This is a genomic window from Methylobacterium aquaticum, from assembly GCF_001043915.1.
Classification (GTDB): domain Bacteria; phylum Pseudomonadota; class Alphaproteobacteria; order Rhizobiales; family Beijerinckiaceae; genus Methylobacterium; species Methylobacterium aquaticum.
This window is the reverse complement of the sequence record NZ_LABX01000120.1, coordinates 1-9465: the sequence shown is the minus strand read 5'-3', so window position 1 is coordinate 9465 and position 9465 is coordinate 1. Positions and strand designations below refer to the sequence as shown.

Below are 9465 nucleotides of genomic sequence, written 5' to 3'. Positions count from 1 at the left end.
ATGAACGGAAAACGCTCTAGCGGCGAAAGCTTGCAACCGGCGGCTACAGGTGGACGCCGAGCGCATTGCGTCCGACCCGCGCCAACCGGATGACCTGCGCACGATGGCAGGGCTGGTCGCGTCAGGCGCGGCGATGATGCCCTCGAAGGATTTTCAACGCGTTCGCCCCCGTTTCCTCGTCGCCGACCGTTGGTTCGACGCGTCGGCCGGCTGCCCTGCCGCGGGTGCCTCAAGGCATCACGGCACACGACGGCGATTAATGACTTCGCGGCCCGGTCAGGCGAGAGCCATCGTACGGCCGCCCCGACATCCCCTCCCGACTGGCCAAGGGGCCGGCGATACTCACGAAGAGACCACGACCTTGCCGATCCTGTCACGCCGCGCCAGAGCCTCCAGTGCGTCCTTCGCCTCGGCGAGGCGGAACGGGGCGACCCGCGGCGGTGCCAGAGAACCGTTGGCGACGTCGGCGAATAGGGCCGTCCGGACGACTTGGGCCTCCCGCGGCCTCGATGCCAGGAAGTGCCTGATCTCGACGCCTACGAGCGCCGCGCTCTTCAATAGGGGGAGGTTCGCCGGAAGGGCGGGGATGGCGCCGCCGGCAAAACCGACCACGAGGTGACGCCCATCCTTGGCGAGGGATCGGAACAGGCTCTCGAAGTTCGCGCCCCCCGACTGGATCGACGACGACATCGACCACCCCGCGCAGCGCGGCGGCCCTGATCACCGCACGGATATCTTCGCTGCCCGGATCAATGGTGGTCTACGCCTCCAGGGCGAGGGCGAACCCACGCTTCTCCGGGGTCGAGGCGAGGGCCACGACGTGGGCTCCCGCCCGCGCGGCAAGCTGTATCGCCGCCGAGCCGACCCCGCCCGCGGCACCCGAAATCAGGACCGTCTCCCCGGGCAGGATGCGCCCGCGCTCGAACAGGGCGTAGTGCGCGGTCTGGTAGTCGACCAGCATCGCGGCGGCGCTCGCCAGGGGTAGGTCCGCCGGGACCGCCTCGGCTTCGTCGGCGGCCACGGCGGCGTACCCGGAGAGGCCGCCTCCGAGTTGCCAGGTCACGACGCGGTCGCCGACGCCGAGGTGACGGACCGCGGAGCCGACGGCGTCCACCACCCCGGCGATCTCGCCGCCGGGGACGTAAGGAAGCGGAGGCTTGATCTGATAGCGCCCCTGGACGATCAGCCCGTCCACGAAGCCGAGTGCGGTCGCCTCGATGCGGATGCGGACCTGATGGGGCGCCGGTACCGGGACTGGCCGTTCGACCAGCTTGAAGAGGTCGGGTGAGCCGAAGGCGTCGCCCTCGAAGCACGCCATCCTCGGATCGGTCATCCGCCGATCCGTCGCTTCAGGTCATCAAGTTCGGTGACCAGATGGGCGTAGCGCGGCATCGTATGGCGGACTTCCAGTTCCAGGGCCGCGGGCGTCGATGCCGCGAGGCAGTCGCTCACCACCGTGGTGTGAAGGTCGCGTTGCGCGGCGTCGCGCAGGGAGGAATCGACCGTCAGGTCCGCCAGGGGCCCGGCCAGGATGAGATGTTCCAGCCCGCGTGCCTCGATCAGGGCGTCGACCTCCGGCAGACCGAATACGCTCAGGGTCTTGCGCGCCGGCAACACGACATCGTCTGGCGACGGCCCGAGGGCGGACGCGAGCTCGGGCGCATCGGCTTGCGTTGAGAGGGCGCGTTCGATCTGGCGATGCGCGGGCGTCTTGAAGGCTGCGCCGGCATCCACCGCAATCGGCGCATGGACCACCAGGAACCCCCTCGACCGCGCCCACCGCGCGAGTTCGGCCAACGACCCGGAGAGAGGTTGCCCCGATCCGACGAACGCGCGTTGCACGTCGACGAGGAAGACGGCCGTCTTGTCTGCCGGGTAGCGGTGGTAGGTGCGTAGGCCCCGCCGGACGTACCAGCCGGTGGCGGCGTTCAGTAAGCTATTGCGCATCCGTCAGGACCTTAGGGTTTCGAGCAGGCTCGACGTATCGGTCACCACGTGCCCGATGCGGGGATGGGTCTCGCGGATCGCGAGGTCATGCTCGTTGGGTGAGAAAGCGGCGACGGCATCGGTCACCAGGGTGACGTGGTAGCCGAGGTCCACGGCGCTGCGGGCGGTCGCCTCGATGCAGGAATTGGTGATCATGCCGATGATGACGAGGTGGGTGATCCCGCGGCCCAGCAACTGGGCATGAAGGTCGGTGCCCTCGAAGCCGCTCGAACAGAGATGTTCGCTCGACATGACGTCGCCGTCCGCCGGGGCGAGCTCGGCGATGAACCTGCCCCCGAACTTGCCTTCCGCGAAGATGTGGGACTTCTCCTGCATGAACTGGGTCGGATGCAGGTACTTGCGTCCCTTGAGGCCGTTCGGACGCCAGCGATGGTGCGGGGCGTACGCGACGGTCATCCCGCGCCGACGCGCGGCCTCAAGGATGGACCGTGCCTTGTCGATCATCCCGTTCGAGAGGACCACGTCCCTGGTCATCATCCAAGCCTGGCCCCGGCGGGCCAGGAAGTCGTTGTAGGGGTCCACCAGGACCAGCGCGGTGGTCTCGGCGTTCATCAGTTCTGCCCTCGAAGCTGAGCGATCAATTGATCCGTCGTGAGGATCGCGTGAGCGTAGGTAGGCCCGTTGATGTCGTGCGCCGCGTGCATGGCCTCGTGACTGAGCGCAGCGGTGGCATCCTTCACCAGCGTGACGTGATAGCCGAGCTCGCTGCCGTACCGGCCCGTCGCCTCGATGCAGGTGTTCGCGACCATGCCGATCAGCACGATGCTGCGGATGCCGTGCTGCTTCAGCTGTTGGTCCAGATCGGTGTTCGCAAAGCCACTGGACTGCCAGTGCTCGTGGACCACGACATCGCCCTGCTGTGGCTGGAAATCGTCGTGGAACGTGCCGCCCCAGCTTCCCTTGGCGAAGCTCTGGTGCTCCGAGATCAGCTTCTGATACGGCGTGGGATGCAGCCAATCGGCGATGTCGCCCGGCTCGGCGCGGTGATGGGGAACGAAGAAGATCCTGAACCCGCCTGTCCGGGCCGACGCGACGACGCTGCGAAGGTTATCCAGCAGGTGGACCTCTTCGGCCACCTGCTTGGCCAGGGGCCACACCTTGCCCTCCTCGCTCAGGAAATCGTTATACGGGTCCACCAGCAGGATGGCGGTCGTCGACGGATCATAGCCCATGGGTCGGGTCCAACGTCACCGTGGCTTGCATCGTGCAGCAAATAGCGGTTGACCGACCTCTATTCAACGATTAGAGTTCGGTCAACCTCCATTTCGGGGATCGACAGTGGCTCGTTCGAGCAAGGAACAGGTGGCTTCGAACCGGCAGCGGATCGTCGCGGCGGCGAGCGAGCTGTTCCGCAGCCGCGGCTACGATGCCGTGGGCATCGCGGACGTGATGAAGGCCGCGGGGATGACCCAGGGCGGGTTCTACAAGCATTTCGCCACCAAGGAGGCGTTGGCCTGCGAGGCTTGGAATGCCGGCTTCGCGGCCGTGGAGGCTGCCTGGGCGCGGCCGGCCGGCGACGGCGCCGGGAACGATGGGTCATCGATCCCGGCCATCGTGGACTACTACCTGTCGGTCCAGCCACCTGAGCATCGTTGCCCGATGCAGGGCCATGGCGAGGACGCGGCGCGGAGCCACGAGGGAGGCGCGTTGCGTTCGGCCTATGCCGACGGCGCCGGCGCGCTCTACGAGACCTTCCTGACTAAGGCCTGCAAGACCATGGACGAGGATCGGGCGCGGTTGCTGTTCGCGGCGATGGTGGGGGCGAACATGCTCGGACGGGCGTCCGGCGAGGCGGATTGGACGAAGGAGATCAAGAAGGCGGTCTTGGATGCCGCCAAGTAGTTCGGTTACCTGAGCTCCCGCACTATGCAGCGTTGGATGTCTCGCCGGCGCGGGACGGTCCATCCCGCTGAGCCACGAACTCTGCCGGGTTGCGCGGCGGGCCCAAGCTTGTCGTGCATGGACGATGGGAGTTACGCGACGATGTGCTTGCTCCCGACCCCACGCAGGCAGAAGCCAACGATGGACTTGGCCTGGTTCTGACGGTCCTCATCGGTGGACAGCGTGTCGGAGGCCAGGGGTCCGACCAGCCCCTCGAAGAGCGAGCCGACGATGCAGGCGGCTGATGCCTGCGTATCCTGTGAGGGGAACTCCTTTGACCGGATGGGCGCGGCCCTCAGACGCCGGGGGCGCTGCGAAGCGGCTCTCCTCGGCCTTGTTGACGTAGTAGCTGGCGATGAAGAGCGCCTTCATCGGCCGGATCACCGGCACGATGGCGAGGAGCAGCAGGGAGCCCGAGGCCGGCCCCGGCCGCAAAATAGCCCGCGGCGACTCACCGGGTACCACGCGGCGCTCCCATCGCCCCCGGCCGCGAAGCCGATTGGGCCGCGCAGGCCGGTCGCGCGACGGCAGCAAGAACGGCGGCGCCGACCTGCCACGAAAATGTCCTAACGTAAGTACTGTTCACTCGAACGGCCGGGTCGCCCTGGCCGAGGGACGCTCCGAGAATGCATCGTACCAGGCCGTCAAGGCCGGGCGCCGCTCGCGCCAGTTGAGGTCGGAGAAGCGGAAATCGGCGTAGGCGAGCGCACAGCCCAGGGCGATGTGATCGATGCCGAACTCCCCAGCACCGAGTGCTCCGGCACTCCGCTCGAAGCGGTCGACCGTCGCTGCCGTCTTCTCGGCGAAGGCCGAGAGCCACTCCGCCGATTGCTGCTGAGGCGGCTTAGATCGCTCGTTGCGCCACAGGTTCAGGACGTCGATGAGGCCGTTGGCCAGGGCCTGCCGGCTCAGGATCGTCCAGCGTCCCGCCCCGGCGGCAGGAACGAGGCCGCCTCCGACCAAAGCATTCAGGTATTCGACGATCACGCCAGAGTCGACGAGGACGGTGCCGTCCTCGAGAACGAGTGTCGGGATCTTGCTCAGGGGATTGTCCGCCATCAAGTCCCGGTTCGGCCGGCCGATCGCCACGAGGGTATTGCGAAACTCGATCCGGTCGACGAGGCCGAGCTCATGGGCCGAGATCATGACCTTGCGGGCGTAAGGAGATCGTGGCGACCAGTGGAGAATCATCGGCATCGTCGTTCTCGCTGAGCTGGGTCTGGCCTCTCGTCATCGCTCCCGGGTGACGAGACTGAGGACGCCCGTCAGCGAGGCGGACACTACCAGCATCGCCGCGAGCCCGAGGAGGCCGGCATTGAACGAGCCGGTGGCGCCCTTGAGCACCCCCATGATCCAGGGCGCCACGTAGCCGCTCAAGCTGCCAACCGCGTTGATGAAGGCAATGCCGCCCGCCGCCGCCGCGCCAGCGAGGTAGCGTGAGGGCAGGCTGTAGAAGGCCGGCCGCGCCGAGCTCAAGCCGATCACCGCGAAAGTGATGCCGATCATCGCCGGGATCAGGGAGCCGAACATCACCGAGATCACGAAGCCGGCTGAGGCAACGAGGCAGGTCGCCGCGAGATTGGCGAGGTGCCGGCCGGTCCGGTCCATGTAACGAGCCCAGACAATCATCGCCACCGAGGCGACGAGGTATGGCACGGCCGAGAGCCAGCCGATCGCCACCGTCGAAAGGCCGTGACCTTTCAGGATCAGGGGCAGCCAGATCGCGATGCCATTGATGCCGAGCCAGTAGCTGAACAGGATGCCGGTGAGGAGCCACACCTTGCCGTCCCGCAAGGCCGCCAGGAAGTCCTTGCGCGGCCGGCTCGTGCTCTCGCGCTCCAGCGCCTCGATAAGGGCGCCGCGCTCTTCCGTCGTCAGCCAGGTCGCCTCCTTTGGCGTGTCGCGCAGGAACATCAGGGTGAGAACGCCCATGATGCAGGCCGGCAGGCCCTCGACCACGAACAGCCATTGCCAGCCCTTCCAGCCGAGGAGGCCGTCGAGCTGTAGGAGGCCGACCGAGAGCGGGCCGCCGACCACCGAGGAGAGCGGGATCGCCACCAGGAACCACGACAAGACCCGGACGCGGCTCTGGGCCGGGAACCAGGTCGAGAGGTAGAACAGCACGCCCGGGAAGAAGCCCGCCTCGGCCGCGCCGGTGAGGATGCGCAACACGTAGAAGCTCGTCGGCCCCGTCACCAGGGCGGTTGCCGCCGACAGAAGGCCCCAGGAGATCATGATCCGGGCCAGCCACCGTCGCGCGCCGACCCGGTAGAGGATCAGGTTGCTCGGCACTTCGAGCAGGCAGTAGCCGACGAAGAACAGACCGGCCGCCGCCCCGAACTGGGCGTTGGTCAGCCCGAGATCGCGGTTCATGGTCAGAGCTGCGAAGCCGACGTTGGTTCGGTCGATGTAGTTGAAGAAGTAGGCGATCGCGAGGATCGGGATCAGCCGGACGAGGGTCTTGCGCGTCGCGCTGGCGAGCAGCGCCTCGGCGGTGGTCGCGGCCGGGACGGTCGCGAGCGTGGCGGTGGCGGTCGTCATCGGATCCTCCGGCCTCAGGCGAACCCGAAGAAGCGGTTCGGGTTGTCGACGAGCAGGAGCCGACGGTTCGCCTCGTCGGGCACGATCGCTCCGATGAAGTCGACGAGGTCGCCGTCGTCGGGCATCGGCCCGTGCAGGTTGACGTGCGGCCAGTCGCTGCCCCACAGCACCCGCTCGGGCGCGTGGCGGGCGAGGCCGGAGGCGAGCGGCACGACGTCGGAGAAAGGCATGCCTGTCTTCGAGAGGCGCTCGGGGCCGCTCAGCTTGACCCACACCCTCCCTGTATCGAGGAGCCGCTTCAGGGCACCCGCGACCGGACCGTCCGGCCCCTCGGCTATGTCGAGGCGGGCCATATGGTCGATCACCACCGGCGTCTCGATGGTGCGGATGAAGGTCTCCTCCTCCACGAGCTGCCGGCCGCCGACATGGATCTCGGTGTGCCAGCCGTGGGGCTGAATCAGACGGATCGCCGCGTTGATGGCGTCCGGCGAGAGCCGGCCCGTGAGATGGGCCATGAAGTTGAAGCGCGAGCCGCAGATGCCGGCCTTGGCAAAGTGCGCAATCTCCTCGGGCGGGGTGTCGGGGCGCACGAGTGCGACGCCGCGATAGCGGCCTTGTCCGCTTGCTAGGGCGTCGAGCAGGGGCCGGTGGTCGAAGCCGTGGCCCTGGCTCTGCACGATCACCGCGCGGGCGATACCAACCGCCTCGTGCATCCGGCGAAGCGCCGTCTCCGGCGCCTCGTTCGGCGTAAAGCTGCGGTCGGCCGGCAGCGGGAAGCGGTCGAACGGGCCGTAGATGTGGCAGTGGGAATCGCAGGCGCCGGCCGGCAGGGCGAGTGCCGGCTTGCGGAGCTGGGCGACCGGCGGCGGCCCCTCCGGCTGCTGCGAGACTGTGTGCTTCGTGGCGGTCGCGGTGCTCGACATGAGGGTCCGGTCTTTCTGTTCGGCCGCCTGTTCGGCGGCGCGGCTCGATCTCGGGGCCAGCACGGCCAGGACGGAACCGATCAGGGCGGTCCGTCGGGTGGTTGCGGTCCGGTCCGTCTTGGAGCGGTCCGCGTCGGAAGGGTCGGTCCTGGAATGATGCATGGGCGGCCCCCGGTCAGGCCGCGGGCAGGCGCAGGAGGGCGCGCGCCTCGGTCGGCGTCGCGACCTTGCGGTTGTCCCGCGTCACCATCTCGGCGGCGAGCGACACCAGCTCGGCATTGCTCACCGCCAGCCGGTCCTTGGTCACCCGAATGTTGTCTTCCAGCCCGGTACGCACCGCGTCGGCCCCGCGGGCGAGCGCCCAGCCCATCACGCGGGCCTGCTCGCGGCCGATGCCGGCGGCGGTCCAGGTCGCGCCCGGGATGACCCGCTTGGTCTCGGCGAGCAGGATGTCGAGCAGGTGCTCGTCGGCCGGCATCGCGTTCTTCACGCCCATCACGAACTGCACGTGGGGATGGGCGTCCATCAGCCCCTCCTCGATCAGCCGCTTGGCGCCGTGGATGTGCGAGAGGTCGAAGATCTCGATCTCGGGCCGGATGCCGTGGGTGCGCATCGAGCCGGCGAGGTCGTTCACGAGCGTCGCGTGGTTCTCGTAGACGATGCTCGGGAAGTTGACCGAGCCGGTTGAGAGCGAGGCCATGTCGGGCTTGTGGACCAGCGAGAGCCCGCGCGCGCTCGGGTCGCGGCCGCGCCCGCCGGTCGAGAACTGCACGATCATGCCGGGGCAGTGCTTGCGCACGCCCTCCTGCACCGCCGCGAACCTGTCCGGATCGGAGGAGGGCGACTCGTCGTCGTTGCGGACGTGGATGTGGACGAGGGTGGCGCCGGCCTCAAAGGCCTGGTGGGTGGATTCGATCTGCTCGTCGACGGTGGTGGGTACCGCCGGGTTATCCTTCTTGCGCGGCACCGAGCCGGTGATCGCGACCGCGATGACGGAATTCATGATCGTGCTTCCTCGTGCTGGATGGCCGGCTCCGCGCCCATGCGGCGTCGCGGAGCGCCCGGAACCGGCCGGATCGGTCGTCAGCGCGTCGACGCAGACGTCGGAGCCGACACGGGGTCGAGGCCGCTCCGCTCCAGGGCCTCGCAGGCCTCGGGCGTGGCCAGGAAGTGACGAAGGCCCGGGCCGCCTGCTGGTCCTTCGCGCCCGCGGAGATCGCCGCCGTCATGGTGCTGACGTTCTGGACCTCGTCCGGCACCGGCCCGACCAGGTCGACCCCGGCGACGGTGCGCAGCTCGCTCACCTGCTGGATGCCGAGGGCCACCTCGCCACGGGCGATCGCCTCGCCGACCAGCTCGCCGGTGACCTTGTGCATCTTGCTCGCGACCCGATCGGCGATCCCGAGACGCTTCACCAGCTCCGTCGAGACGAAGACGCCGCTCGCGCCCTCCGAGTAGCCGATCGAGGGCGCCGCTAGGAGCGTGTCGCGCAATTCGACTACCGTGCCGATCGGCGGCTTTGCCGCGCCCGCCTTGACCCCGACGCCGATGCGCGAGCGCACCACGTCTGTCCGCGAGGCTGGGGTGAAGCGGCCCTCGGAGACGAGCTTGTCGAGGGAGCTGGAGACGATCAGCAGCACGTCCGCCGGCTGGCCGGCCGCAATGCGGACCGGCAGCGCATCCTTGGTGGTTCCGAAGGACGGCCCCCAGCTCAAGGAGAGCGTATGGCCCGTCTCCTTCTCGAAGCGAGGAGCGATGGTCTTGAAGGCGCCCGTGAAGGCGCCCGACACCAGGACGTGGATTTCGCCCGCATTCGCGGCCCCGGTGGCCAGCATCATGGCGGCGAGACCCAGTGCGGCGGCGCTACCAGCCTTGGATGAGGTCATGCTCTCCTCCCTTGTCGCATTGTACTGTGTCGAAACCTGCAACACCGGGCCTGACGGCAGTAGCACCTGTCTTGAGCAAACAGGCGGGTCGATCGCGGCGGCGAACGGGCAGATTTTAAGAATGATCCGCTCTGCGGCGGTGGCTTTGGATATCGAGATCGAGCTCAGAGTCCGTTCGGAAAGGGTGACATCAGTATATTTCAAGTTTATGCGGAATGGCAGCACGT

General features: G+C 67.9%; 11 protein-coding genes. 1 reads left to right on the top strand and 10 read right to left on the bottom strand.

Annotated elements, in window-relative coordinates; all coding sequences use genetic code 11:
• Positions 1–342: 342 nt before the first annotated feature.
• The 5 genes from VP06_RS38150 to VP06_RS16040 form a co-directional block, all read right to left on the bottom strand.
• Positions 343–690 (bottom strand): zinc-binding dehydrogenase, encoded by a 348-nt coding sequence (locus VP06_RS38150; protein WP_245291196.1) that lies wholly within the window; start codon positions 688–690, stop codon positions 343–345.
• 70 nt (positions 691–760) lie between these two features.
• Entirely contained in the window at positions 761–1333 is a 573-nt protein-coding gene (locus VP06_RS38145; protein WP_245291195.1) for an alcohol dehydrogenase catalytic domain-containing protein, read from the bottom strand.
• Positions 1330–1947, bottom strand: a complete 618-nt coding sequence (locus VP06_RS16050; RefSeq protein ID WP_048464788.1) for a cysteine hydrolase family protein — start codon at positions 1945–1947, stop codon at positions 1330–1332. Before VP06_RS16050 ends, VP06_RS38145 begins: the two co-directional genes overlap by 4 nt.
• Before the next feature lie 3 nt (positions 1948–1950).
• Positions 1951–2559 (bottom strand): cysteine hydrolase family protein, encoded by a 609-nt coding sequence (locus VP06_RS16045; RefSeq protein ID WP_048464787.1) that lies wholly within the window; start codon positions 2557–2559, stop codon positions 1951–1953.
• Positions 2559–3179: a cysteine hydrolase family protein gene (locus VP06_RS16040; protein WP_048464786.1), complete on the bottom strand. Its 621-nt coding sequence runs from the start codon at positions 3177–3179 to the stop codon at positions 2559–2561. Before VP06_RS16040 ends, VP06_RS16045 begins: the two co-directional genes overlap by 1 nt.
• Before the next feature lie 106 nt (positions 3180–3285).
• Between VP06_RS16040 and VP06_RS16035 the strand changes: the two genes are divergently transcribed.
• Complete coding sequence (locus tag VP06_RS16035; RefSeq protein ID WP_048464785.1) at positions 3286–3849, top strand: TetR/AcrR family transcriptional regulator; 564 nt, start codon at positions 3286–3288, stop codon at positions 3847–3849.
• A 621-nt stretch (positions 3850–4470) separates the two neighbouring features.
• Here VP06_RS16035 and VP06_RS16030 read toward each other — a convergent pair.
• From VP06_RS16030 to VP06_RS16010, 5 genes are all read right to left on the bottom strand, one after another.
• A complete protein-coding gene (locus VP06_RS16030; RefSeq protein ID WP_245291194.1) occupies positions 4471–5085 on the bottom strand; it encodes a glutathione S-transferase family protein in 615 nt (204 codons plus the stop codon).
• A 33-nt stretch (positions 5086–5118) separates the two neighbouring features.
• Entirely contained in the window at positions 5119–6429 is a 1311-nt protein-coding gene (locus VP06_RS16025; protein ID WP_048464784.1) for an MFS transporter, read from the bottom strand.
• A 14-nt stretch (positions 6430–6443) separates the two neighbouring features.
• Entirely contained in the window at positions 6444–7352 is a 909-nt protein-coding gene (locus VP06_RS16020) for an amidohydrolase family protein (RefSeq protein ID WP_082167427.1), read from the bottom strand.
• Between the two features lie 175 nt (positions 7353–7527).
• Positions 7528–8355: a 3-oxoadipate:acetyl-CoA acetyltransferase gene (locus VP06_RS16015; protein ID WP_048464783.1), complete on the bottom strand. Its 828-nt coding sequence runs from the start codon at positions 8353–8355 to the stop codon at positions 7528–7530.
• Positions 8300–9465: substrate-binding domain-containing protein (locus VP06_RS16010; protein ID WP_156295635.1), on the bottom strand; the 1166-nt coding region annotated here is incomplete at its 5' end. The genes VP06_RS16015 and VP06_RS16010, both read right to left, overlap by 56 nt.

Bases quoted from the DNA above. Each gene is read 5' to 3' on its own strand.
- VP06_RS38150 (WP_245291196.1), bottom strand. From the start codon at position 690: ATGTCGTCGTCGATCCAGTCGGGGGGCGCGAACTTCGAGAGCCTGTTC.
- VP06_RS38145 (WP_245291195.1), bottom strand. From the start codon at position 1,333: ATGACCGATCCGAGGATGGCGTGCTTCGAGGGCGACGCCTTCGGCTCA.
- VP06_RS16050 (WP_048464788.1), bottom strand. From the start codon at position 1,947: ATGCGCAATAGCTTACTGAACGCCGCCACCGGCTGGTACGTCCGGCGG.
- VP06_RS16045 (WP_048464787.1), bottom strand. From the start codon at position 2,559: ATGAACGCCGAGACCACCGCGCTGGTCCTGGTGGACCCCTACAACGAC.
- VP06_RS16040 (WP_048464786.1), bottom strand. From the start codon at position 3,179: ATGGGCTATGATCCGTCGACGACCGCCATCCTGCTGGTGGACCCGTAT.
- VP06_RS16030 (WP_245291194.1), bottom strand. From the start codon at position 5,085: ATGCCGATGATTCTCCACTGGTCGCCACGATCTCCTTACGCCCGCAAG.
- VP06_RS16025 (WP_048464784.1), bottom strand. From the start codon at position 6,429: ATGACGACCGCCACCGCCACGCTCGCGACCGTCCCGGCCGCGACCACC.
- VP06_RS16020 (WP_082167427.1), bottom strand. From the start codon at position 7,352: ATGTCGAGCACCGCGACCGCCACGAAGCACACAGTCTCGCAGCAGCCG.
- VP06_RS16015 (WP_048464783.1), bottom strand. From the start codon at position 8,355: ATGAATTCCGTCATCGCGGTCGCGATCACCGGCTCGGTGCCGCGCAAG.